Origin of the sequence: Nocardioides aquaticus (genome assembly GCF_018459925.1) — a bacterium.
Taxonomy (GTDB): domain Bacteria; phylum Actinomycetota; class Actinomycetes; order Propionibacteriales; family Nocardioidaceae; genus Nocardioides; species Nocardioides aquaticus.
On the sequence record NZ_CP075371.1, the window covers coordinates 4,217,454 to 4,240,406 of the forward strand.

25 protein-coding genes are annotated in these 22,953 nt (G+C 74.8%); 8 read left to right on the forward strand and 17 right to left on the reverse strand.

The window, feature by feature from the left end; genetic code table 11:
- Positions 1–29: 29 nt before the first annotated feature.
- From ndhC to ENKNEFLB_RS20480, 3 genes are all read right to left on the reverse strand, one after another.
- Positions 30–215, reverse strand: a complete 186-nt coding sequence (ndhC, locus tag ENKNEFLB_RS23290; protein WP_476703689.1) for an NADH-quinone oxidoreductase subunit A — start codon at positions 213–215, stop codon at positions 30–32.
- The gene (locus ENKNEFLB_RS23295; RefSeq protein ID WP_476703690.1) at positions 212–388 is read right to left on the reverse strand and encodes an NADH dehydrogenase subunit 3; all 177 of its coding nucleotides are present in this window, start codon (positions 386–388) and stop codon (positions 212–214) included. Before ENKNEFLB_RS23295 ends, ndhC begins: the two co-directional genes overlap by 4 nt.
- 199 nt (positions 389–587) lie before the next feature.
- Positions 588–1,277, reverse strand: coding sequence for a demethylmenaquinone methyltransferase (locus tag ENKNEFLB_RS20480; RefSeq protein WP_214057038.1), 690 nt, complete (start codon positions 1,275–1,277; stop codon positions 588–590).
- A 149-nt stretch (positions 1,278–1,426) separates the two neighbouring features.
- On the opposite strand from ENKNEFLB_RS20480, the gene ENKNEFLB_RS20485 reads away from it, so the two are divergent.
- Positions 1,427–2,362: a L,D-transpeptidase family protein gene (locus tag ENKNEFLB_RS20485; protein ID WP_246535698.1), complete on the forward strand. Its 936-nt coding sequence runs from the start codon at positions 1,427–1,429 to the stop codon at positions 2,360–2,362.
- Here ENKNEFLB_RS20485 and ENKNEFLB_RS20490 read toward each other — a convergent pair.
- Positions 2,350–3,000 (reverse strand): hypothetical protein, encoded by a 651-nt coding sequence (locus tag ENKNEFLB_RS20490; protein WP_214057039.1) that lies wholly within the window; start codon positions 2,998–3,000, stop codon positions 2,350–2,352. The two genes, ENKNEFLB_RS20485 and ENKNEFLB_RS20490, sit on opposite strands and share 13 nt — an antisense overlap.
- A 104-nt stretch (positions 3,001–3,104) precedes the next feature.
- Here ENKNEFLB_RS20490 and ENKNEFLB_RS20495 point away from each other — a divergent pair, with 104 nt between their 5' ends.
- Positions 3,105–4,367 (forward strand): isochorismate synthase, encoded by a 1,263-nt coding sequence (locus ENKNEFLB_RS20495; RefSeq protein ID WP_214057040.1) that lies wholly within the window; start codon positions 3,105–3,107, stop codon positions 4,365–4,367.
- Between the two features lie 31 nt (positions 4,368–4,398).
- Here the strand turns inward: ENKNEFLB_RS20495 and ENKNEFLB_RS20500 are convergent, their stop codons facing one another.
- Positions 4,399–5,028 carry an MBL fold metallo-hydrolase gene (locus tag ENKNEFLB_RS20500; protein WP_214057041.1) on the reverse strand — a complete coding sequence of 210 codons (630 nt, stop codon included), beginning with the start codon at positions 5,026–5,028 and terminating at the stop codon, positions 4,399–4,401.
- A 50-nt stretch (positions 5,029–5,078) separates the two neighbouring features.
- Here ENKNEFLB_RS20500 and ENKNEFLB_RS20505 point away from each other — a divergent pair, with 50 nt between their 5' ends.
- On the forward strand, positions 5,079–5,939 hold the full coding sequence (locus tag ENKNEFLB_RS20505) for an NAD(P)H-binding protein (protein ID WP_214057042.1): 861 nt from the start codon (positions 5,079–5,081) through the stop codon (positions 5,937–5,939).
- An 85-nt stretch (positions 5,940–6,024) separates the two neighbouring features.
- On the opposite strand, the gene ENKNEFLB_RS20510 is transcribed toward ENKNEFLB_RS20505, so the two are convergent.
- The 5 genes from ENKNEFLB_RS20510 to ENKNEFLB_RS20530 form a co-directional block, all read right to left on the reverse strand.
- Positions 6,025–6,828: an SDR family NAD(P)-dependent oxidoreductase gene (locus ENKNEFLB_RS20510; RefSeq protein ID WP_214057043.1), complete on the reverse strand. Its 804-nt coding sequence runs from the start codon at positions 6,826–6,828 to the stop codon at positions 6,025–6,027.
- Positions 6,829–6,957: 129 nt separating this feature from the next.
- Positions 6,958–8,835 (reverse strand): Na+/H+ antiporter, encoded by a 1,878-nt coding sequence (locus tag ENKNEFLB_RS20515; RefSeq protein ID WP_214057044.1) that lies wholly within the window; start codon positions 8,833–8,835, stop codon positions 6,958–6,960.
- Positions 8,836–8,960: 125 nt separating this feature from the next.
- Positions 8,961–10,574 carry a 2-succinyl-5-enolpyruvyl-6-hydroxy-3-cyclohexene-1-carboxylic-acid synthase gene (gene menD, locus ENKNEFLB_RS20520; protein WP_214057045.1) on the reverse strand — a complete coding sequence of 538 codons (1,614 nt, stop codon included), beginning with the start codon at positions 10,572–10,574 and terminating at the stop codon, positions 8,961–8,963.
- A complete protein-coding gene (locus ENKNEFLB_RS20525) occupies positions 10,571–11,548 on the reverse strand; it encodes an o-succinylbenzoate synthase (RefSeq protein ID WP_214057046.1) in 978 nt (325 codons plus the stop codon). The genes menD and ENKNEFLB_RS20525 overlap by 4 nt, the downstream gene beginning before the upstream one ends.
- Entirely contained in the window at positions 11,545–12,555 is a 1,011-nt protein-coding gene (locus tag ENKNEFLB_RS20530; RefSeq protein ID WP_214057047.1) for an AMP-binding protein, read from the reverse strand. The genes ENKNEFLB_RS20525 and ENKNEFLB_RS20530 overlap by 4 nt, the downstream gene beginning before the upstream one ends.
- A gap of 36 nt (positions 12,556–12,591) precedes the next feature.
- On the opposite strand from ENKNEFLB_RS20530, the gene ENKNEFLB_RS20535 reads away from it, so the two are divergent.
- Genes ENKNEFLB_RS20535 through ENKNEFLB_RS20545 form a run of 3 tightly spaced genes read left to right on the forward strand, consistent with a single transcriptional unit; the run spans position 12,592 to position 15,012 of the window.
- Positions 12,592–13,941, forward strand: a complete 1,350-nt coding sequence (locus ENKNEFLB_RS20535) for an MFS transporter (protein WP_246535699.1) — start codon at positions 12,592–12,594, stop codon at positions 13,939–13,941.
- 30 nt (positions 13,942–13,971) lie between these two features.
- Positions 13,972–14,862 carry a 1,4-dihydroxy-2-naphthoate polyprenyltransferase gene (locus tag ENKNEFLB_RS20540; RefSeq protein WP_214059634.1) on the forward strand — a complete coding sequence of 297 codons (891 nt, stop codon included), beginning with the start codon at positions 13,972–13,974 and terminating at the stop codon, positions 14,860–14,862.
- A 9-nt stretch (positions 14,863–14,871) separates the two neighbouring features.
- Complete coding sequence (locus ENKNEFLB_RS20545; RefSeq protein WP_214057048.1) at positions 14,872–15,012, forward strand: hypothetical protein; 141 nt, start codon at positions 14,872–14,874, stop codon at positions 15,010–15,012.
- Between the two features lie 8 nt (positions 15,013–15,020).
- Here ENKNEFLB_RS20545 and ENKNEFLB_RS20550 read toward each other — a convergent pair whose 3' ends face one another.
- On the reverse strand, positions 15,021–15,281 hold the full coding sequence (locus tag ENKNEFLB_RS20550; protein WP_214057049.1) for a DUF4229 domain-containing protein: 261 nt from the start codon (positions 15,279–15,281) through the stop codon (positions 15,021–15,023).
- A gap of 44 nt (positions 15,282–15,325) precedes the next feature.
- On the opposite strand from ENKNEFLB_RS20550, the gene ENKNEFLB_RS20555 reads away from it, so the two are divergent.
- Both ENKNEFLB_RS20555 and ENKNEFLB_RS20560 read left to right on the forward strand, forming a co-directional pair.
- On the forward strand, positions 15,326–15,580 hold the full coding sequence (locus ENKNEFLB_RS20555; protein ID WP_214057050.1) for a hypothetical protein: 255 nt from the start codon (positions 15,326–15,328) through the stop codon (positions 15,578–15,580).
- Between the two features lie 13 nt (positions 15,581–15,593).
- The gene (locus ENKNEFLB_RS20560; protein ID WP_214057051.1) at positions 15,594–16,484 is read left to right on the forward strand and encodes an NAD-dependent epimerase/dehydratase family protein; all 891 of its coding nucleotides are present in this window, start codon (positions 15,594–15,596) and stop codon (positions 16,482–16,484) included.
- A 111-nt stretch (positions 16,485–16,595) separates the two neighbouring features.
- Here the strand turns inward: ENKNEFLB_RS20560 and ccsB are convergent, their stop codons facing one another.
- From ccsB to hemL, 6 genes are read right to left on the reverse strand one after another with little or no spacing between them, the layout of a single operon-like run.
- Positions 16,596–17,663, reverse strand: a complete 1,068-nt coding sequence (gene ccsB, locus ENKNEFLB_RS20565) for a c-type cytochrome biogenesis protein CcsB (protein WP_214057052.1) — start codon at positions 17,661–17,663, stop codon at positions 16,596–16,598.
- Positions 17,660–19,342 (reverse strand): cytochrome c biogenesis protein ResB, encoded by a 1,683-nt coding sequence (gene resB / locus ENKNEFLB_RS20570; RefSeq protein ID WP_246535701.1) that lies wholly within the window; start codon positions 19,340–19,342, stop codon positions 17,660–17,662. The genes ccsB and resB overlap by 4 nt, the downstream gene beginning before the upstream one ends.
- Positions 19,339–20,100, reverse strand: coding sequence for a cytochrome c biogenesis CcdA family protein (locus tag ENKNEFLB_RS20575; RefSeq protein ID WP_214057053.1), 762 nt, complete (start codon positions 20,098–20,100; stop codon positions 19,339–19,341). Before ENKNEFLB_RS20575 ends, resB begins: the two co-directional genes overlap by 4 nt.
- Positions 20,093–20,701, reverse strand: a complete 609-nt coding sequence (locus ENKNEFLB_RS20580) for a TlpA family protein disulfide reductase (protein ID WP_214057054.1) — start codon at positions 20,699–20,701, stop codon at positions 20,093–20,095. The genes ENKNEFLB_RS20575 and ENKNEFLB_RS20580 overlap by 8 nt, the downstream gene beginning before the upstream one ends.
- Positions 20,698–21,399: a histidine phosphatase family protein gene (locus ENKNEFLB_RS20585; protein ID WP_214057055.1), complete on the reverse strand. Its 702-nt coding sequence runs from the start codon at positions 21,397–21,399 to the stop codon at positions 20,698–20,700. Before ENKNEFLB_RS20585 ends, ENKNEFLB_RS20580 begins: the two co-directional genes overlap by 4 nt.
- Positions 21,396–22,751, reverse strand: coding sequence for a glutamate-1-semialdehyde 2,1-aminomutase (hemL, locus tag ENKNEFLB_RS20590; protein ID WP_214057056.1), 1,356 nt, complete (start codon positions 22,749–22,751; stop codon positions 21,396–21,398). Before hemL ends, ENKNEFLB_RS20585 begins: the two co-directional genes overlap by 4 nt.
- Positions 22,752–22,953 lie beyond the last annotated feature (202 nt).

The following is a 22,953-nucleotide window of genomic DNA, read 5'->3' on the forward strand; positions in this document are numbered from 1 at the left end:
CGGGAGGCGGTGCCGCCCGGCGTGGCTGGTCAGTCCCAGTCGAGACCACCGCGACGCCACTCGTAGGCGTAGGCGATGGTGATGTTGAACAGGAAGAGCACGACGGCGAAGAAGCCGAACCACTGGAGCTGGTCGAAGTAGACCGCCCACGGGACCAGGAACATGATCTCGACGTCGAAGATGATGAAGGTCATCGCGACCGTGTAGTACTTCACCGGGAACCGGCCGCCCCCACGGGCTGGGGCGTGGGGTCGATGCCGCACTCGTAGGAGTCCAGGCGGGCCCGGTTGTAGCGCGCGGGCCCGGTCAGCGTGCTGATGGCCACCGAGAAGACGGCGAAGCCGGCCGCGAGGCCCGCCAGCCACAGGACCGGGGTGTAGAGCTCCATGCAGGTTCCCTCCGAGTTCTCCGCGCGCCTCGTGACCTTGTGAAGCCGTTCACGAGTGGCGCGGGACACAGTCTGCCACTCGGGGCCGACCCCGTCACGTCGGGGGTGGTCCGGGTCACGCCGGGCCTGCTAGGCGCCTGACCTGGTCATTTAGGTCAGGTCGACGTTGCGGAATTGCCTCGGTGGGCGTCGGGGCAGGTCAGGCGGTGGCGCGGTGCAGCGCGACGATGCCGCCCGAGAGGTTGCGCCACTCGGGGGAGCCCCAGCCGGCCCCGGCGATCTGCGCGGCGAGGCCGGCCTGGTCGGGCCAGGCGCGGATCGACTCGGCGAGGTAGACGTAGGCGTCGGGCGAGGAGGACACGCCGCGCGCGATCGTCGGGAGCGCCTTCATCAGGTACTCGAGGTAGACCCGGCGGAACGCCGACCAGGTCGGGTGGCTGAACTCGCAGACGACCAGGCGACCGCCGGGTCGGGTCACCCGACGCATCTCGTGCAGGCCGGCCACCGGGTCCACGATGTTGCGCAGGCCGAAGGAGATCGTGACCGCGTCGAAGGTGTCGTCGGCGAACGGGAGCCGCGTGCCGTCGCCGGCGGTGAACGGCAGCGCGGGCCGCGCGGCCTTGCCGACGCCCAGCATGCCGAGCGAGAAGTCGCACGGCACGACCCAGGCGCCGCGGTCGGCGAAGGGCTGGCTGGAGGTGCCGGTGCCGGCCGCGAGGTCGAGGACCTTCTCCCCCGGACGCGGTGCGACGGCGTCGATCACCTCGTGCCGCCAGCGGCGGTCCTGGCCCAGCGACAGGACGTCGTTGGTGACGTCGTAGCGGCGGGCGACGGCGTCGAACATGCGACGGACGTCGTCGGGGGCTTTGTCGAGCTCGGCGCGGGCCACGGGACCGAGCCTACGGCTCACCCTCCGGCGACACGCCCCGGCCTCGGGCAACCAAAGCGGGCCCGGGGGCGTCTCAACGGTGACCATGGACGACGTCCCCGCCCGGGGTCCGTCCCTTCCCCTCGCGCTCGTTCACCCGGGAGACCACCGTGCGCCACCTCCACGCCCTGCGCCGCCTCCTCGCCCGTGTCGTGCTGACCCTCGGCGGCGCCGCCCTGCTCGTGGCCGTCGGGTACGCCGGCAGCCAGGTGCTCGCCCCGGACCTCGACCCGGACCTCGACCCGGTCGCCGGTGACGTGGCCGCCGGGGGCGTGCCGGCGCCCGGCGCGCCACCGACCGCGACCGGTGCCCCGTCGCAGGTGCGGCCGGTGGTGGCCGGGCCGACCCCGCACGGCCGGGTGGTCCCCGGCGTCGCGTTCGAGGTGCTGCTCGTGCCGGGCCCGACCCTGCTCGGTCCGGGCGAGGAGGGCGACGACGTGCGCGACCTCCAGGCGCGGCTGCGCCAGATCGCCTGGCTCAGCGGCGCCCCCGACGGCGTCTACGGCGACACGACCACCGCCGCGGTCAGCGGGTTCCAGGCCAAGCGCGAGATCCCGGTCACCGGCGCGGTCGACCAGCGCACCACCGACCGGCTGCTGGCGATGACGACCGAGCCCACCGAGGCCGAGCTGACCGGCGCGGTCGACGACACGGCCTCGAACGCGCCGGGCGCGCTCGACCCGCGCTGCCTGACCGGGCGCGTGATGTGCGTCGACAAGACCACCAGCACCCTGCGGTGGGTGGTCGACGGCGACGTCCTGCGCACGATGGACGCCCGCTTCGGCGGCTCGGCCACCGCGACCCGCGAGGGCCAGTTCTCGGTGTTCTCGATGAGCCGCGACCACGTCTCGAGCCTGTACGACACCTCGATGCCGTTCGCGATGTTCTTCTCCGGCGGCCAGGCCGTCCACTACTCGCCGGACTTCGCCTCCGTCGGGTACGGCGGCGCGTCCCACGGCTGCGTCAACATCCGCGACCTCGACGGCATCGCCGCGCTCTTCGACGAGGTGCAGGTCGGCGACGCGGTGGTCGTCTACTGGTCCTGAGCCGCCGTGAGCGCGTCGAGCAGCCCGGAGGCCTCGGAGGCCGACATCGCCGTGCCGTCGACCTGGAAGGTCACCCCGTCGTCGGCGGTCTGCTGGCACTGCACGCCGGACGGGGGGACGCTGTCGTCGACCTGCTCGCCCTGGGCGACCGGGGCTCCGTAGACCACGTTGCAGATCGTGTCGCCCACGCGGACGAGCTCGGCCTGGTTGCGGGCCAGGCCGACCAGGTCGGGCGCCGGCGCGGGGCCGCTGGGCAGGAACAGCCCGGCCGGGGCCGAGGCCGCGGTGACCACGGCGGTGCGCTGGTCCTGCTCGCCGCCGGAGCCGTTGTAGAGCCCGACCGTCACCGGCACCTCGTAGGTCTGCTCGAGCAGCTGCTCGGCACTGTCCAGCCGCTCGGTCAGCTGCTCGGCGGCGGCGTCGTCGCCGGCCTCGACCAGCGCGAAGCCCGGCACCGACGCGGGCAGGCTGACCTCCACGGCGTCCTCGGAGGACATCGCCTCGGCCGGGACGGGCGAGGCCTCGGCACCGTCGAGCCGCGGCAGCACGACGGCGAGCACGACGAGGGCGGCGAGGCCGAGCACGCCGAGGGCGATGCCGAGGAGGCGGGAGCGGGCGGCGGTGGGGGCGGGAGGCACGTCGTCCGACGCTACCGACCGCTCGTGCGCGGCGGTGCCCGGCGTCCGGTGCGGTTGCTCACACAGCCCGGGGGTAGGGGGGTCCGCTGGGTACGCTCGGTCCCGTGAGCAGCAGCCAGGCGGTCGAGCCCCAGGGTCCCTGGGTCGCCCGCACCGTGGCCCTCGAGCCGCGCGACGTCGACGTGCTGGTCGACCTCCTGCCGCGCGAGCAGGCCGTGGCGTGGCTGCGTCGCGGCGACGGCCTGGTCGGCTGGGGCCGAGCCGCCGCCACCCGCACCAGCGGGGCGACCCGCTTCGCCGACGCCGACAAGTGGTGGAGCGAGCTGCTCGCCCGCACCGCGGTGCACGACGACGTCGAGGAGCCGGGCTCCGGCATGGTCGCCTTCGGCAGCTTCGGCTTCGCCGACGAGCCGGGCGACTCCGTGCTCGTCGTCCCACGCGTGGTCGTGGGCCGTCGCGGCGACCGAGCCTGGCTCACCACGGTGGGCACCCCCGACGAGGACCGGCCCGCCGTCCCGCAGCCGACCGACACGCCCCGCCCGCCGCTCGGCGTGGTCTTCGCCGACGGCGCCCTCAACGGCGACGAGTGGATGTCGGTCGTCGCCGAGGCGGTCGGCCGGATCGCGGCCGGCGACCTCGAGAAGGTGGTCCTGGCCCGCGACCTGGTGGCCACCGCGGAGGAGCCCGTCGACGTGCGCTGGCCGCTGCGGCGGCTCGCGGCGGCGTACCCGATGTGCTGGACCTTCCACGTGGACGGGCTCTTCGGCGCGACCCCGGAGATGCTCGTGCGCCGCGAGCGCGGCCTGGTGACCTCCCGGGTGCTGGCCGGCACCATCCGGCGCACCGGTGACGACGACCGCGACCTGGCGCTCGCGGCCACGCTGGCCCGCTCCAGCAAGGACCTGGAAGAGCACGAGTACGCCGTCCGCTCGGTCGCCGACGCCCTCGAGCCGCACTGCTCCTCGATGAGCGTGCCGGACGCCCCGTTCGTGCTCCACCTGCCCAACGTCATGCACCTGGCCACCGACGTGAACGGCGTCGTGCACGACGCCGCCACCGTGTCGTCGCTGCGCCTGGCCGAGTCGCTGCACCCCTCCGCGGCCGTCGGCGGCACGCCCACCGGGGTCGCCACCGCCCTCATCGACGAGGTCGAGGGCCTGGACCGGGGCCGCTACGCCGGACCGGTCGGCTGGATCGACGCCGCCGGCGACGGCGAGTGGGGGCTCGCGCTGAGGGCCGCCACGGTCGACGGGCCCACCGTCCGGCTCTACGCCGGGTGCGGGGTCGTCGCGTCCTCCGACCCGGAGGACGAGCTGGCCGAGTCCCAGGCCAAGCTCGTCCCCGTGCGGGACGCGCTCGGCAGCTAGGCCCGGCCCGGGCTCAGAGGTCGGCCCGGACTCAGAGGTCGGCGCCGTCGGCGAGGCGGACGTACTCCTGGCCCTCGGGCAGCAGCGCCTCCATCTGGGCGGCGAGGAAGCCGTGGCCGGCCTCGGAGTAGACCCGGTCGTGGATCGCGAGGCTCCGGGGCGCGCCGACGGCCCGGGCGAGGTCGATCGCGTCGGCCGAGCACAGCCAGGGCGCCGAGCTCGGCACGCACAGGACGTCGACGTCGCCGCCCGGCCGCGTGAGGGCGTCACCGGGGTGGAAGACGGTGAGGTCGCCGGTGACGACGTAGCCGCAGTTGGTCAGCCGGTCGAGGTCCGGGTGGATCAGCGCGTGCAGGGCGCCGACCGCGCGGACCGGCAGACCGGCGTCGAACGACTCGCCGGGACCGACGACCGTCACCCGCTCGGCGACGTCGGGCGCGTCGGCGCGCAGCTGCTCGGCCACGGCCGGGATGGTCCAGATCGGGGCGTCGGTGGCGCGGAGGTTCGCGACGTCGAGGTGGTCGGGGTGCTGGTGGGTGACCAGGACGCCGGTCGCACCGTCGACGGCGCCGAGGTCGGTGAACACCCCGGGATCGAGGACCAGCGCGACGCCGTCCTGCTCGAGGCGTACGCAGGCGTGACCGAGCTTGGTGATCCGCATGCGCCCACCGTAGGACGGAACAACCCCGCGGGAGTCGGGGTTGGCACCCCATGAACGCCTCCTCGACCCGGACCATCGCGATCACCGGCGCCAGCGGCGCCGTCGGCGGGCTGGTCACCCAGCAGCTGGCCGGCAGCGACTTCCGCCTCGACCTGCGGCTGCTGGTGCGCGACGCGGCGAGGGCGCCCGACGTCGACACCGACGTCCGCGTCTGCACCTACGACGACCGCGAGGCCTCCGTGGCCGCGCTGCGCGGCGTGGAGACGCTGCTGATGGTCTCGGCCGCCGAGGCACCGGACCGTCGCGCGCAGCACCGCACCTTCATCGCCGCCGCGGCCGAGGCCGGGGTGCGGCACGTCGTCTACACCTCGTTCGCGGGCGCCTCGCCGGAGGCGACCTTCACCCTGGGGCGCGACCACGCCGACGCGGAGGAGGCCATCCGGGAGAGCGGGATGGCGTACACGTTCCTGCGCGACAACTTCTACCTCGACGTGCTGCCGCTCTTCGCCGACGACGCAGGCGTGGTCCGCGGCCCGGCCGGCGAGGGCCGGGTGGCGGCCGTGGCCCGCGCCGACGTCGCCGACGTCGCCTCCGAGGTCCTGCGCTCCCCCGACCAGCACGCCGGGGCGGCCTACGTGCTGACCGGTCCCGAGGCGCTGACCCTCGCCGAGGTGGCCCGGCGCGCCGGGGCGGTGCTCGGCCGCGACCTGTCCTACGCGGAGGAGACGGTCGAGGAGGCGTACGCGTCGCGTCGCGCGGCCTACCCCGACGTCGAGGAGTACCAGCTGGACGCCTGGGTCTCGACCTACACCGCGATCGCCGACGGCTCCTGCGCCGAGGTCACCGGCGACGTCGAGGGCGTCACCTCCCGCGCCCCCCGCACCCTCGAGGACGCCCTCACGCCGAGATGACGCTCCCGGACAGCCGAGATGACGCTCGCGGCGCCTCGAGGTGACGGTTCCGGACACCTGGAGGCGCCGCTCGCGGCGGCGGACGTCAGTTGATCGTGGCGACCGAGCCCGAGTCGACCCGGTAGTCGGAGCCGTTGACGAAGCTGGCGAGGTCGGAGCAGAGGAACGCGACCACGTTGGCGACCTCGGCCGGCCTCCCGCGGCGGCCGAGCTCCATGTAGGGCCGGTCGTTCTCGAGGAAGCTCTCGATCGCGGTGTCGCGGTCGGTGCCCTCGGCCTCGGCCTTCTTGTCCATCATCGCGTCGGTCATCGGGGTGTGGATGAAGGCGGGTGACACGCAGTTCACCAGCAGGCCCTCCTTGGCGTACGAGCGCGACAGGCCCTTGGCGAAGGACAGCACGCCGGCCTTGGCGGCGCAGTACGGCAGCTCGTCGTCGTAGGGCTGCACCGCGTCCTCGGAGGTGAGGTAGACGATCCGGCCCCACCCGCCGCGGCGCAGCGGCTCGATGAAGGCGCGGGTCAGGCGTACGGGCGCGTGCAGGTCGACGTTGATCGTGTCGACCCACCCGGCGTCGTCGATCTCGTGGAAGAGGCCCTGGGCGCCGGTGATGCCGGCCGACTGCACGAGGATGTCGATGTCGCCGACCAGCGCGGCGACGTCCTTCGCGAGCTGCTGGGCGGCCTCGTCGGTCGCGAGGTCGGCGGCGACGGCGTGCAGACGACCCTCGGGGGCGTCCAGCTGCGCGGCGGCCTCGTCCAGGCTCGCCTGGTCCAGGTCGCTGAGGACGACCGTGCAGCCCTCGTCGAGCAGGATGCGGGCGGTCTCCCACCCGATGCCGGAGTCTCCGCCGGTGACGAGCGCGGTGCGGCCGGTGATGCCGAGGTCCATGAGGTGCCTTCCTGCGGGGTGCGTCGGAGCGCCGACGCTACGGACACCTTGAGGGTGACCACGCACGCCGCGAGCGTCACCTCGGCTGTCCGCAACCGTCACCTCGGCTGTCCGCGAGCGTCACCTCGGCTAGCCGGTGACGTGGTGGACGAAGCACCAGCGCCACTGCTCGCCGGCCTCCGCCGACTGCATCACCGGGTGCGCGGTGTCGTGGAAGTGCTCGGTGGCGTGGCGGTGGGGGGAGGAGTCGCAGCACCCGACGTGGCCGCAGGTCAGGCAGACCCGCAGCGCCACCCAGCGCTCGTCCGGGTGGCAGTCGTCGCAGACCAGGTCGTCGGCGGTGGTCACCGCGGGCGAGGTCTCGAGGTGCGCGCAGGACCCGGAGCCCGTCCCGGCGAAGGCGGCCGCGCGCTCCTCGTCGCGGACCTCCTGGGCGACGTCGAGCATCGACTCCTCCACGTCCAGCATCGCCAGCACCTCGCTGACGACGCCGGAGGGGACCGTGCCGGACGAGCGGACCTCCAGCACCCGGCGCCGCTCGGCGGCGATCATCGCCAGCCGCAGCCGGGAGTACAGCTCGCTCGGGCTCTCCTCGTCGGCGGTGGTGTTGAGCTGCTCCCAGGCCGCGAAGTTGCGGCGCTCGATCCGGTCCTTGACCGCGTCGACGACCCCGTGCGGGTTGTCGCGCAGCACGTCGGTCTCGGCCTCCTTCAGCGCCGCGAACCCGGCCTTCGAGGCCTGCTGCAGCAGGGAGGCCCGGGCCAGCGCGTCCTCCAGGGGGTCCGCGACGGGGACGTCGAGGTGCCGCACGAACCACGGCAGCGACAGCCCCTGGACCAGCAGGGTGCCGGCCACGACGGTGAAGGCGATCAGCAGCAGCACCTCGCGGTGCTCGGTGTCCTCGGGGATGACGAAGGCGGCCGCCAGGGTGACCACGCCACGCATCCCGGCCCAGCCGAGCAGGAACGTCGAGGCCCAGCCGGGCTTGTGGCCCGTCGCCGAGTCGGCCCCGGGGCGCACCAGCAGGTAGCGCGCCGGGAACACCCACAGCAGCCGGAGCAGGATCACCGCGAGCAGCGTCAGCAGGCACACCGCCACGATCCGGCCCAGCGGCAGCGCGCTCTGCTGGACGTCGTCGAGGATCCAGCGCAGCTGCAGGCCGATCAGCAGGAAGACGACGTTCTCCAGCACGAAGGCGACCGAGCGCCAGTTGGTGCGCTCGGCGATCCGGGACTGCGCGGTCTGGAGCACCGGCGCCTGGTGGCCCAGCAGGAGCCCGGCGACCACGACGGCCAGGACGCCCGAGGCGTGCAGCTCCTCGGCGACGACGTAGGCCGCGAACGGCACCACGAACGAGATGGCGGTGTCCATCGCCGGGTCCGTGACGTGGCGCCGGACCCGGGCGACCAGGACGAACAGCAGCCCGCCGACCAGCACGCCGCCGCCGGCCGCGAGCAGGAAGTCCAGGCCCACGTCGAGCGCCGAGACCGACGCGCCCGCGGCGCCGGCCGCGATCGCGGTACGCAGGGCGACGAGAGCGGTGGCGTCGTTGAGCAGCGACTCGCCCTCGAGGATCGTCAGCACCCGCCGTGGCAGCCCCACCCGGCGCCCGATGGCCAGCGCGGCGACCGCGTCCGGCGGGGCGACGACCGCCCCGATCGCGAGCGCGGCGGGCCACGCGATGCCGGGGACGACGGTGTGCACGAGCGCACCGATCCCGACGGTGGTGAAGACGACCAGGCCGACCGACAGGAGCAGGATCGGTCGGCGGTTGGCGTTGAACTCGACCAGCGACGTCGAGATCGCCCCGGCGTAGAGCAGCGGCGGCAGCAGCCCGATCAGCACCACGTCCGGCTCGAGCCGCACCTCGGGGAGCCCCGGGAGGTACGACGCCGCCGCGCCGACCACGATCAGCACGAACGGCGCCGGGACGCCGATCCGCTCGGCCACCCCGGTCACCACCAGGACGCCGACCGCCAGGCCGATCAGGAACAGCGCGATCTCCACGCAGACATCATCGCCCCCGGGCGCTCCGGCATTCCCGGACCGCGCTGCCGGCCGGTCCGCCGCCCCCGGACGTCATCACCGCGTACGCCCGGCCGGGGGCGGGCCGTATGACGTCCCGGGCCGCCTCAGCCCTCCGTGGCCAGGGCGCGGACCCGCTCGTCCAGCGCCCGCCGGTCCGCGCGCCCCACGCGCGCCTCGACGACCTCGATCCCGCCGTTGGGCGAGGCCAGCGCCTGCTCCAGCTCGGGCAGGCTGTCGACGCGCCAGTGCGGGGTGCGCGTCGCGGCGCAGAGCGCGGCGAGGTCGACGCCGTGGGGCGTGCCGAAGAGCCGCTCGAAGACGGCGGCGTGGTCCGGGCCGCCCTGCTCCAGCGTCGCGAAGATCGACCCGCCGTCGTCGTTGACCACCACCAGCTGCAGGTCCGGGCGCGGCTCGTCGGGGCCGAGGACCAAGCCGTTGCTGTCGTGCAGGAAGGTCACGTCGCCCATCAGGGCCAGGGCCCGGGTCGTCGCGGGCCGGCCCAGCGCGGACCCGATGGCCGAGGACACCACGCCGTCGATGCCGGCCAGGCCGCGGTTGGCCACGACCATCCGGCGGTCGCCCACGGCGTACGGCGCGACCATCAGGTCCAGGTCGCGCACCGGGTTCGACGCACCGACGTGCAGGAGCCCGCCGGGCGGTACGGCCCGGCTCACCGCCCCGGCCACCTCCCACGGCGTCAGGGCCGGCTCGGCGGCCAGCAGCGCGTCCAGGCGGCGCGAGACGTCCCGGTCGGCGGCCCGCCAGCGCTCGAGCCAGGCCGGGTCGTCGGCGCCGTCGGTCCCGGGCCGGCCGCCGTCGCAGCGGCGGTCCACGGCGTACGGGCGCGCCGGCCAGACGCCGCGGGCCCCGACGTCGACCACCTCGACGTCGGCGCGCGCCAGCAGCTGCTGGACCGGCCGCGACAGCGTCGGGTGCCCGGCGACGACGACCCGCTCCACCTCCGCGGCCAGCGGCGTGGTGAGCAGCAGCCGGTAGCAGCGCAGGGCGTGCGTGCCGGTGCGCGAGCCGCTCGACGGCTCGGCCAGCAGCGGCCAGCCGGCCTGCTCGGCCAGGGTCCGCGCCGGCGGTCCGGCGTCGTCCCCGGCGACCACCACGGTGCGGGGGCCGAGCGGCAGGACGTCGCTGACCTCGCCCCAGGGACGGCGGGTCCGCCCGGGCCCGACCGCGGCCGGACCGGGCACCCAGCGGTCCTCGGGCACCAGCGGGTCGTCGAGCTGCACGTTGAGGTGCACCACGGCGTACGGGTCCGCCGTGGCCGGCCAGACGGCGTCGGCGTCGGGGGCGGTGTCCGCGGCGAGGTCGTGGGTCGGCACCAGCCTCCCGAACACCCCGACCTGGTCGGTGGTCTGGTTGGCGCCGGTCCCCCGCAGCCGGGCCGGCCGGTCGGCGGTCAGCACCACCAGCGGCACGCCGGCGTGCGCGGCCTCGAGCACGGCCGGGTGCAGGTTGGCCACGGCGGTGCCGGAGGTGCACACCACGGCTGCCCTCGCGCCGACCCGGGTCATCCCGAGCGCCGTGAAGGCGGCCGAGCGCTCGTCGACCCGGGTGTGCAGGCGCAGCAGGCCGGCGGCAGCCGCGTCGTGCACGGCGAAGGACAGCGGCGCGTTGCGGGAGCCGGGCGCGAGCACGACCTCAGTGACGCCGTGGGTCACCAGCGCGGTGACGACGTCGCGGGCCAGCCGCGTGGAGGGGCTCATGCGTCCCGATCCTGCCCGAGGACCTCGGCGGCCGCGAGGGCGCGCACGTCCGCCAGCCGCTGCTCCCAGTGCCGCACCCGGTCGGGGTCCGCCCGGGCGGCCTCCAGCGCGGCGACGTCGACGGCCGGGCGGACGACCGGCAGCGCCCCGTCCACCGGCAGCAGCGGGTCCACGACGACGTCCCGCTCCAGCAGCTGCACGGTGGCCAGGCCGCAGGCGTGCGGCAGCTCGGGCAGGGCGGCCGCGAGGGCGACGCCCGCGGCGATGCCGACGGACGACTCCAGCGCCGACGAGACCACCACCGGCAGGCCGATGTCCTCGGCGATCCGCAGGCAGGCCCGCACCCCGCCGAGCGGCTGGACCTTGAGCACCGCGACGTCGGCGGCCTCCAGGTCGCGGACCCGGTACGGGTCGGCCGCGCGGCGGATCGACTCGTCGGCAGCGACCCGCACGTCGACGCGGCGCCGGACCGCGGCGAGGTCCTCGACGCTCGCGCACGGCTGCTCGACGTACTCCAGCCCGCCGGCCGCCCGGTCGAGACGCCGGACCGCGAGCACCGCGTCGTCGACCGACCAGGCGCCGTTGGCGTCGACCCGGACCTGCCCGCCGGGCCCGTCCACCTCCAGCGCGGCCCGCACCGCCTCGACCCGCGCCTCGTCGTCGGCCAGGGACTGCCCGGGCTCGGCCACCTTGACCTTGGCCGTGCGGCAGCCTCCGGCGCGCACGATCGCGTACGCCTGCTCCGGCCCGACCGCCGGCACGGTCACGTTGACCGGGACCCGGTCGCGCACCGGCGCGGGCCAGTCGCCGTCGGCGGCCTCCTGCGCCGCGCGCAGCCAGGCGGCGGCCTCGGCGGGGGCGTACTCCAGGAAGGGGCTCCACTCCCCCCAGCCGGCGGCGCCCTCCAGCAGCACGCCCTCGCGGACCGTGATGCCGCGGAAGCGGACCCGCATCGGCACCGAGAACACCCTCATCGCCCGCTCCCCTGCTCCTCGGCCTGCTCCTCGACCAGCCGGCGCACGGCCAGCCGGTCGGTCTTGCCGTTGGCCAGCAGCGGCACCTCGTCGACCTCCACCACCGCACGCGGCGCCCAGGCCCGCGGGTGCGCGGCCGCGACCCAGTCGCGCGCCTGCTCCAGCGGCAGCCGGCCGGCGACCACGGCCACCACCTGCCGGCCCCACTCCGGGTCGTCGACGCCGACGACCTCCGCCCCGCGCACGTCCGGGTGGGCGCGGAGCCGCGCCGCGACGACCGCGCCGGGCACGTTGACGCCGCCGCTGACCACCATGTCGTCGAGGCGTCCGAGCAGCTGCAGCCGGCCGTCCTCGTCCAGCCGTCCGGCGTCGGCGGTGAGGAACCACCCGTCGACGAGCACCTCGTCGGTCAGCCCCGGGTCGCCCTCGTAGCCCGCGAAGAGCGTCGGCCCGCCCAGGCGTACCCGTCCCTCGGCACCCAGCGCCACCGCGACGCCGTCCAGCGGCCGCCCGTCGTAGACGCAGCCGCCGCAGGTCTCCGCCATCCCGTACGTCGCGACCACCCGCACCCCGGCGTCCGCGGCGCGCTCGCGCAGGCCGGCGTCCACGGGCCCGCCGCCGAGCAGCACGGTCCGCGCCCGGCGCAGGGCCGCGACCTGGTCGGGGCGGTCCAGCAGCCGCAGCAGCTGGGTCGGCACGAGCGAGGTGTACCAGTCGTCGCCGCCGGGCCAGCCGGCGTCGACCGGGCTCGCCTCGTGCCCCGCGACCAGCGACCGGAGCCGGACCATCAACCCCGCGACGTACGCCTCCGGCAGCGCCTGGACCCACGGCCCGGACCCGCCCAGCCGGCGCTCGGTGGCGCGCACCGACGCCAGCACGGACCGGCGCGGCAGCAGCACCCGCTTGGGCCGACCGGTCGACCCCGAGGTCTCCACGACCAGCGGTGCCGGCTCGTCGGGGGCGTCCAGCCAGGCCCGGAGGTCGTCGGTGCGGGGGGAGGAATCCACGCGACGCACGGTACGGCCCCGTGGCACCCTCCCTGCGTGAGCCAACCGCCTCTCGGGCCCGCGGACCCCACGCCCGGACTGCCTGCCCCGCCCGGACCCTCTCCGGCCGGCGCGACCCCGCCCGGCCGGTGGTCGCGGATGCTGCCCCCGACGCCGCTGGCGCGTCGGCTGTCGGCGCAGTCGGTGCTGTTCGCGACCGGCGAGGGCGTCTTCCTCACCGGCAGCGCGGTGTTCTTCACCCAGGTGGTGGGGCTCAGCGCCACCCAGGTGGGCCTCGGCCTGACCATCGCCGGCGTGGTGGCCTTCGTGCTCGCGGTGCCGCTGGGCAGGGCGGCCGACCGGGTCGGGCCACGACGCACCTGGGCGGTCACCGCGTTCGCGGGAGCGGGGCTCTACGCGCTCTGGCCGTTGATCAGCGGCTTCGGCGGGTTCGTCGCGATGGTGGTCGCGCTGGAGATCGTCCAGACGGCCGGGTCGGCGGGACGGGGCGCGTACACCCTCGACGCCCTGCCCCGGGGGGAACGGGTGCGGTCGCTGGCCTTCATGCGCGCCGCCCTCAACATCGGCTTCACCGTCGGGGCCGGCCTCGGCGGCCTCGCCCTGGCCTTCGAGAGCGAGGCGGTCATCCGGGCGGTGCCGTGGGTGACCGCCGCGGTGCTGCTGGTCAACGCCGTCTTCATCGCCCGGCTCCCCGACGCGGCCCACGACCGTGCCCCCGTCGCCGCGGGCTCGCAGGTCGGTCCCGGGGCGCTGCGCAACCGCGGCTTCCTGGCGCTGACCACCTGCGACGGCGTGCTCGGCACCAACCAGGTGCTCCTCAACATCGTGATCCCGCTGTGGCTGGTCCAGGAGACCGACGCGCCGCCCGTCCTGCTGGCCTGGCTCTTCGGCACCAACACCGTGATGGCGGTGCTGCTCCAGGTCGCTGCGGCCAGGGGCGTCGACTCCGTGGCCAGCTCGCTGCGCGCCGCCCGGATCTCGGCCGGGTTCTTCGTGCTGTCCTGCCTGGTCGTCCTGGTCACACACGACACCGTGGGGTGGGTCACCATCGCGCTGGTCTGGCTCGGTCACGTCACGGTGACCGGGGCCGAGCTCTACCAGTCGGCGGCCAGCTGGGGCTTCATGTCGGAGCTCTCCGACCCGGAGCGGCGCGGGGAGTACCAGGGCGCCGCCCAGCTCGGGCGCACCGGCGGCAGCGTCTGGGCGCCGGCGCTCTACACCTTCCTGGCCGTCGACGGCGGGACGGGCGGCTGGCTGCTGATCGCCGCCATCGTCGTCGTGGCCACCCTGGCGATGCCGGCCGCCGCCCGCGCGGCCGAGCGTCACCTGGCCGAGCACGGCTCGTCGGGCTCCGGCGCCGCCGGGTCGACGACCACCTCGCCCTGAGCGACCTGCTTGGATCGGCCCGTGACGACGATGGCCCAGTGGACCGCGGGGGCGCGGCCTCGTACGCTCCCCGCCGCCCTGGCCCCCGTGGTCGCCGGCGTCGGCGTCGCCGCGGCCGAGGCCGCGAGCCGGGGCGGGGGCCTCGACGACCTGTCGCCGCTGCGCGCACTGCTCGCCCTGGTGGTCAGCCTGGCCCTGCAGGTCGGGGTCAACTACGCCAACGACTACTCCGACGGCATCCGGGGCACCGACGACGACCGGGTCGGGCCGATGCGGCTGGTCGGTTCCGGGGCGGCGACCCCGGGCGCGGTCAAGCGGGCCGCCTTCCTCGCGTTCGGCGTCGCCGCGGTCGCGGGCCTGGTCCTGGCCGCGCTGGCGTCCTGGTGGCTGCTGGTCGTCGGCGTGCTCAGCGTCGCCGCCGCCTGGTTCTACACCGGCGGCGCGACGCCGTACGGCTACCTCGGCCTCGGCGAGGTGATGGTCTTCGTGTTCTTCGGCCTGGTCGCGGTGGTCGGCACCGTCTTCGTGCTGGTCGAGTCGCTGCCGGCCGCCGCGTGGGCCGCCGGCACCGGGATCGGTGCGCTGGCCTGCGCGATCCTGGTGGCCAACAACCTGCGCGACATCCCGACCGACACCGTGGCCGGCAAGCGGACCCTGGCCGTGCGCCTGGGCGACGCCCGTACCCGCGGCCTCTACGTGCTGCTGGTCGCCCTGGCCGCGGTCGCGGTGGTCGCGGTGGCCGCCACCACCAGCTGGTGGGCGCTGCTGGGGCTCGGCTTCCTCGCCGTGGCCGGCCCCGCCTGCCGGGTCGTGCTCGGCGGGGCGACCGGGCCGGGGCTCATCCCGGTCCTGGGCAGCACCGGCAAGGCCGAGCTGGTCTGGGCGCTGCTCGTCGCCGTCCCGCTCGTGCTCGCGACGTAGGCTCGTCCCATGCTGGGATTCCTGATCTTCGTCATCGTCGTCGCCGCTGCTGTCGTGGCCTACAAGAACCGCGTCCCGCTCATGGCCAAGGTGCTCGGCCAGTCCGAGACCCGCGTCCGCTCGCAGATCGAGCGCAAGAAGCGCCGCTGAGCGACCCGTCAGTCGCGGTCCTCGCGGGCCTTCATCTCGTCGAACCGCGCGGACGCGCGGCTGGCGCGCTCCTCGACGCGGCGGGCGAAGGCCTCGCGCTGCGGGTTGAGGACGTAGTAGGACCCGATGCCGCTGATCACGAACGCGATCACCAGGCACCAGAACACGCTGACCCCGCCGGTGACCGCGATCCACAGCCCGGCGACGATCGCGAAAGACGCCAGCAGCAGCAGCAGCCGCAGCGCGGTGTAGACCAGGAGCTCCTTCACGTGACCAGCCTAGGTCGTCACCAGCAGAGCCCTACGATGGAGGGGTGAAGTTCTTGCTCGTGCTCATCCTCTTCGCCGTGGCGACGTACTTCCTCGTCCGGCTGGTGCAGGAGCGCGGTCTGCCCGGCACGTCCGGGTCCGGCGGCGGTGGCCGCGGGAACCTCCCCGGCCGGCCGAAGGGTCCTCAGGGCCCGAGCCGGCCCCGTCCCCCGGCGCCGCGCGGCCCGGACGACGACGACGACTTCTTGCGCGAGCTGGACCGCAAGCGCCGCTCCGAGCGCGACGACTCCGACAGCTGACGAGCCCGGGCGCGTGGACGTCTTCCTGACGGGGGCGACCGGGTACATCGGCGAGGCCGTGGCCGAGCTCCTGGTGGCACGCGGTCACACGGTGGTCGGGTTGACCCGCGACCCTCGCTCGTCGCGGGCATCAGCCCTCGAGGACGCCGGCGTCCGGGTGGTCGCCGGCGACGTGGGCGATCCGGGGTCGTACCGGGCCCGTCTGGCCGCGGCCGAGGTCGTGATCCACACGGTGGCCGACGGTCGACGGCCGGTGGAGAGCGACGAGCAGCTGTTCGCCGAGCTGCTCGCCCTCCGGGCGGCGGGCCGGGCTCCGCACCTGGTCTACACGACGGGGTGCTCGGTGTACGGCGCCCACTGCCACCCGCTCCTGGACGAGTCCACGCCGACCGATCCCGACCACCCCCGCGCCCGGCTGGAGGCGCAGCTGGCGACGTCGCGGCTGGCCCACACGATCGTGCGGCCGGCGCTCGTCTTCGGGGGCCACGGACGGAGCTCCCTGCTGGGCCGGTGGCTGGACGAGGCCCGGGACGGCGTCGCGGTGTTCTACGGCGACGCCCGGAAGGTCTGGTCCTGGGTCCACGTCGACGACCTCGCCCGGGGCTACGCGGCGATCGTGGAGCGCCTCGCCGAGCTCGACGGGGAGGCGTTCCTCCTCGCGGACGACGCGCCCGTCGCCGCGCTGGAGACGTACGAGGCGTGCCAGCGCGCCTTCGGCCGCACCGGGCCGGTGACCCACGCCCCGATCTCGGAGGAGGCGCCGGTCTACCAGGTCTTCGACCGGCACGAGATCGTCGACAGCCGCAAGGCGCAGCGACTGCTCGGCTGGACGCCGCGGGCCACGAGCGTCATGGAGCTCGTCGCAGCGCTCCCGGGGCGGACGGCGACCCACCCGGAGCTGTAACGCTGTGTTACGTCATCTGGTGTGGAGACGTGACGCCGCACCAGACGAAGTAACACAGCGTTACAGCGCGCGCGGGCGCCCGGAGCGCGCGCGGCCGGCCGGCCGGCGGCGCTACAGCAGCCGTGGACCCGGGTCGCCGTCGCCCGCGACCGCCACGCCCGGGTCGGCCGGGCCGACCAGGGCCGGGGCGGCGTACGAGTGCTGGCTGGTGGTCGAGAAGTAGTTGATGCCGATGAAGTTGAACCACAGCGTGGCCAGCCCCAGCAGCGCCAGGTAGGCGGCCTTGCGCCCCCGCCAGCCGGCGGTCGTACGCGCGTGCAGGTAGGCGGCGTAGACGACCCAGGTGATGAACGCCCACACCTCCTTGGGGTCCCAGTTCCAGTAGCGGGACCAGGCCTCGTGCGCCCAGATCGGTCCGGTGATGAGGACCGCGAAGGTCCACACGGGGAAGGCGAAGGCGTGGATCCGGTACGACGTGGAGTCCAGCCGGGCCAGCGACGGCGCGCGGCCGAGCAGCCCGGTCGTGACGTCGGGGCGGCGCTCCTTGACCAGGTAGATCAGCGAGAGCAGCCCGCCCAGGGTGAACGCGCCGGTGGCGATCACGGCGGAGACGACGTGGATGACCAGCCAGTACGAGTTCAGCGCCTCGGTCAGCGGCGCGACCGGGCTGTGCAGCCAGATCACGGCCACCATCAGCACCGCCAGCACGAACCCGACGACCAGCGGGGCCATCCAGTCCAGGCGGAAGCGGCGGCGCACCACGACGTACATCAGGGCGACCACGAAGGTGCCGGCCAGGGTGAACTCGTACATGTTGCCCCAGGGCACCCGGTTCGGGTCCGCGGCCATCCCGCGCCCGACCAGGGAGATCCCGTGCGCGACGAGCGCGACCACGGTCAGCAGCAGGCCGAGGCGACCGAAGAGCGCCACCCGGTACGACGCCTGGCCGGCGGCGGCCGAGGTCGGCGGGTCGCCCGCCCGGTCACCGGGCCCGGTCGCGACGGCGACGCCGCCGCCGTCCGCGCGGGCGGGGCTCGCGGTCGTGCGCGCGGCCTCCACGGCGCCGGGCTGGCGGAGCGCGGCCCACTCGACCAGGTGCGCCAGCAGCGCGAGGAAGTACACGATCCCCGCCGCCCCGACGGCCTGGTTGGAGAGCATCTCCCATGCGGTGTCGCTCACGACTCGTCCTCTCCTGCACGTCCTGCTCGTCCTGCGCCGCGGGCGGTGCCGTCCGCGGGTCCTCCGAGGGCGGCCACGAGCTTGTCCAGCTCGTCCGGCCCCGCGTCCTGGTCGTCGGGCTCGGGCCCGGCGCTCGAGCGTCGCAGCACGGCCACCTCCACCATGCTCCCACCGCCCTGGTCAGCCTTCCGGGCGCGCACCCAGATCCGGCGCGGGCGGATGAACAGCGAGCCCAGCAGGCCGATCAGGGCGAGCACCACGCCGGCCAGCGCGAGCTCCTTGCCGGGGGTCTGGCTGATCTGCACCCGGGCCCACGGCTCGACGCCCTCGAAGGTGACCGAGCCCAGGTCGTCGGGCAGGTCGGCGGTCTGGCCGGGCTGCAGGTCGAGCCGGTAGCGCGAGCCGTCCTCCTCGGTGACCTTCGGCGCCCCGTCCTTGTCCAGGACGTAGATCGACTGGGGCGAGCCGTCGTCCAGCCCGAGGTCGCCGGCGAAGACCTCCATCGACAGCGTGGGGTTCCGGTCGTCGCCCATCACGTTGACCGGGTCGCCGTCGATCATCACGAAGGTCGGGTAGAACAGCCCCTCGAGCCCGACGTCGGGGTCCGACAGGGTCGACTTTGCCACGCCGTACGACAGCAGGCCCTGGTCCTGGGGCAGGAAGACGACCGGCTGCGAGTACATGACCTCACCGTCGGGGTCGCGCACGGTGATCACCGGGGCGTACCCGTGCCCGATCAGGAACACGTCGGTGTCGCCGATCGAGAGCGGGTGGTTGACCCGGAGGTCGTACTGCTCGGTCTCGGCGTCCGGGTCCTCCTGGTAGGACAGGTCGGCCTGGAACCCGCGCGCCATCCCGCGCCCGGCGCCGGACTCGATCCACTCGGCGCTGAAGTCGTCGAGGGTGAAGGAGAACGGCTCCATGTCGGTGGGCTCGAACAGCGATCCGGGGTTGAAGTCGTCGTACTGCGAGAGGTTGTTGGCGAAGCCGGTGCCCTGGATGACGATCACGCCGCCCTGGTAGCCGAAGAGCCCGCCGAGCCCGAAACCGACCATCACCACGATCACCGAGACGTGGAAGAGCAGGTTGCCGGCCTCGCGGAGGTAGCCGCGCTCGGCGGCCACCCAGCCGCCCTCGGGCCCGGCGTCGTCGTCGACGCGGACCCGGTAGCGGCGCCGGCGCAGCTCGCGACGGGCGTCCTCGAGCACGGTGTGCGGGGAGGCGGAGACGCGGTACGCCGCGTGCTCGGGCAGCCGGGCCAGGTTGCGCGGGGCGGCCGGGGGCTTGGCGCGCAGCCCGCGCCAGTAGACGAACGTCCGCGGGACGATGCAGCCGATCAGCGACACCACCAGCAGCAGGTAGATCGCGGAGAACCACGGCGAGTCGTAGACCGAGAACAGCCCGAGCCGCTCGTAGATCGGCGCCAGCGTCGGGTGCGCGTCGCGCCACCGCGAGGCCGCCAGGGAGTCGACGGAGTCCTGCGGGACCACGGACCCCGGTACGGCGGCCAGCGCCAGCAGGAGCAGCAGCACCAGCGCGGTGCGCATCGAGGTCAGCTGGCGCCACGACCAGCGGCCGAGCTCGCGGATCCCGAGCTCGCCGGGGCGGCGGGCCGGCGGCGCCTGCGGCGGCTCCGGCTGGGAGCCGGCGGCCGGCTGGGTCTGCACGTCGGTGCTCACACGCTCACCTCGAAGTCGCTCACGAGCTGGATCTGGACCCAGGTGACCAGCTGGTCCCAGGCGCCGGTGACCAGCGCGAGGCCGACCAGCACGAGCATCAGTCCGCCGATCCTGGTCACCCAGGCCTGGTGGCGCCGGACGAAGGAGACCGCCCCGAGGGCCCGACGGTAGGCGAGCCCCGCGATGACGAAGGGGATGCCGAGCCCGACGGCGTAGACGCCCGAGAGCAGGGCCCCGCGGGCGGCGGTGGCCTCGTTGACCGACAGGGTCAGGATCACCCCGAGCGTGGGCCCGATGCAGGGCGTCCAGCCGAGGCCGAAGATGATCCCGATCAGCGGGGCCGCGGCCAGCCCGACGGCCGGGACCTTGTGCACGCGCCACTCGCGCTGCAGGGCGGGCACGAGGCCGGCGAAGGCCAGCCCGAGCACGATGATCACGACCCCGGAGACGACGGTGATCTCACGCTGGTACTCGCGCAGCCACTGGCCCAGCGCGCCGGAGGCGGCGCCGATGGAGACGAACACGGCGGCGAAGCCGAGCACGAAGAGCAGCGAGCCGAGCAGCATCCGGCCGCGGTGGTCGGCGGCCTTGCCGTCGGCCAGGTCGGCACCCGAGAGGCCGGTGGCGTAGGACAGGTATCCGGGCAGCAGCGGGATCACGCAGGGCGAGAAGAACGAGACCAGTCCGGCCACCAGGGCCACCGGCAGGGCCAGGGCCAGGGAGCCGGCCGCGGCCTGCTGGGTGAACCAGTCAGCCATCGGTGCGCACCCCGTCGACGACCTGCTCCAGCGTCAGCGCGGAGGGGATCTCGCCGCTGAACAGCGCGCCGACCCGGCCCTCCTCGTCGAGCACGACGGTGCTCGGCATCGACTGCGGCTGGTAGGGCGCCGGGAAGGCCAGCAGGGGCGCGGCGGTGTCGTCGTAGAAGGACGGGTAGGTCACCCCGACCTCCTTCTCGAAGGCCTCGGCGGTGCCGATCCCGGGGTCGCGGGTGTTGATGCCGACGAAGGTCGCGTCGAGCTCGTCGGCGGCCTCGACCAGCATCGGCATCTCCGAGCGGCAGGGACCGCAGCCGGACCACCAGACGTTGACCACGGTGACCTCGCCGCGGCTGTCGGCCAGGTCGAGCGGCTCGCCCTGGATCGACTCCCCGCTCAGGTCGACCGGCTCGCCGCGGTCGGCCTCGGGGATCTCGACGACGTTGCCCATCCCGCCGACGTACTGCAGGTCCCCGGTGCCCTGCAGGCCGCTGCAGCCGGCGAGCAGCAGCGGGGCCGCGGCGACGCCGGCGAGCAGCGCGAGGCGGCGGGGGCGCCGGGCACGCCGGGCACGCCGGGCACGCCGGGAGGCGAGGGTCATCGTCCGCCCTCGCCCGGGGCCTGCTCGGTGCCGCCGGAGGAGAAGGCCTGGCCGCGCTCGGCGGCCGGGATCAGGTCGGCGGCCGGCTCGGAGTAGGTCAGGGTGACCAGCCGCTCGTCGTCGAAGTGCAGCGAGGTCACCGAGCAGAGCGTGCAGCGCCGGTTCTGGGGCAGGTGCAGGAACGAGCGGCCCTCGACGTGCAGCCGGGTGGTCCAGATCGGCAGCTGGTGGGAGACCACGACGGCCTCGTGGCCGTGCGCCTCACGGCGGGCGTCGTGGATCGCGGCCATCATCCGGCCGACGATGAGCCGGTACGGCTCGCCCCACGACGGCCGCCACGGGTTGTAGAGGTAGCGCCAGGTGCGGGGGTCCTTGAGCGCGTTGTGGCCGTTGCCGAAGCGTTCGCCCTCGAAGACGTTGCCGGACTCGATGACCCGCTCGTCGGTGCGCACGGCCAGCCCGCGGGCGGCGGCCAGGGGCGCGATGGTCTCCTGCACCCGCTCCAGCGGGGACGCGCGCAGGTGCACGATGTCGCGGTGGCCCAGCGCCTCGGCGACCTTGTCGGCCATCGCCAGGCCGCGGGTCGACAGGTGGAAGCCGTCGCGGCGGCCGTAGAGCACGCCGCGCGGGTTGTGCACCTCGCCGTGGCGCAGCAGGTGCACGACGGTCCGGGTGGTGCCCGGCGCCGGGGCGCTCACGCGCGGGTCCCCGCGGCCGGGTCCTGCGCGGCGGCCGCGGCACGGGCGGCGTCGGGCAGCGCGTCGAGGATCGTCTGGATCGCCCGGTCGTCGTGCGCGGCGGAGAGGAACCACGACTCGTAGGCCGAGGGCGGCAGGTAGACGCCGCGGTCGAGCATGGCGTGGAAGAAGGCGGCGTACGCCCCGGCGTCGGTGCGGGACGCCTCGGCGAAGTCCCGGACCGGGCCCTCGGTGAGGAAGACCGAGAACATCGTGCCGGCGGACTGCACCGCGTGGGCCACGCCCGCGGCGTCGAGGGCGTCGGTGACGCCGGCCTTGACGACCTCGCCGGCCTTGGTGAGGTGGTCGTAGACCTCGTCGGTGGCCAGGCGCAGCGTGGTCAGGCCGGCGGTGGTCGCGACCGGGTTCCCCGAGAGCGTGCCGGCCTGGTAGACCGGCCCCTCGGGCGCGAGGCGGGCCATCACGTCGGCGCGGCCGCCGAAGGCCGCGGCCGGGAACCCGCCCCCCATCACCTTGCCCATGACGACCAGGTCGGGCGTCCAGCCCTCGACGGCGCCGTCGATGCCCCAGTAGCCCTGGCGGCTGGCGCGGAACCCGGTCATCACCTCGTCGGAGACGAACAGCGCGCCGTGCTCGGCGCAGGTGCGCGACAGGAACTCGTTGAAGCCCGGCTCGGGCGGGACGACGCCCATGTTGCCGGGCGAGGCCTCGGTGACCAGGCAGGCGATCCGGTCGCCGTGCTCGGCGAAGACCGCGGTGACCGCCTCGCGGTCGTTGTAGGGCAGCACGAGGGTGAGCTCGGTGGCCGAGGCCGGCACGCCGGGGGTGCCCGGGACCGCGAAGGTGGCCAGCCCGGAGCCGGCCGAGGCCAGCAGCGCGTCGACGTGGCCGTGGTAGCAGCCGGCGAACTTGACCACGACGTCGCGGCCGGTGAACCCGCGCGCCAGCCGGATCGCCGACATCGAGGCCTCGGTGCCGGAGGAGGTGAAGCGGACCTTCTCGACCGGGGCGCGGGCCACGATCTCCTCGGCCAGCTCGACCTCGGGCACGGTCGGGGCGCCGTACGAGGTCCCGCGGGCGACCGCGGCCTGGACGGCGGCCTGGACCTCGGGGTGGGCGTGGCCCAGCAGCATCGGGCCCCACGAGCAGATCAGGTCGACCATCTCGTTGCCGTCGGCGTCGGTGAGCCAGGCACCCTTCGCCGAGGTGATGAAGCGGGGGCTGCCCCCGACCGCGGCGAACGCGCGGACCGGGGAGTTCACACCGCCGGGCGTGACCGCCCGGGCCCGGGCGAACAGGGCCTCGGAGGCGGGAGCGGCGGACGGCGTGCTGGACGGCGTGGCGGTGGGCACTCCCCCATCCTCCCGCGCGACGCAACGCCACCCAAACCGCGCGGGCCCGGTTTGAGCCACGTCACACCCGAGTCGTCGTCGGACTGGGAGGACGAGTGTTCGCCCGATCTGCTCCAAGGGGTCCCGCTGGGGCCTACCGGCGCGTAACCTGACCGTGACTTGTGCGTTGTGTCACCTGTCAGGCCTTGTGGGAGGCCTGCAT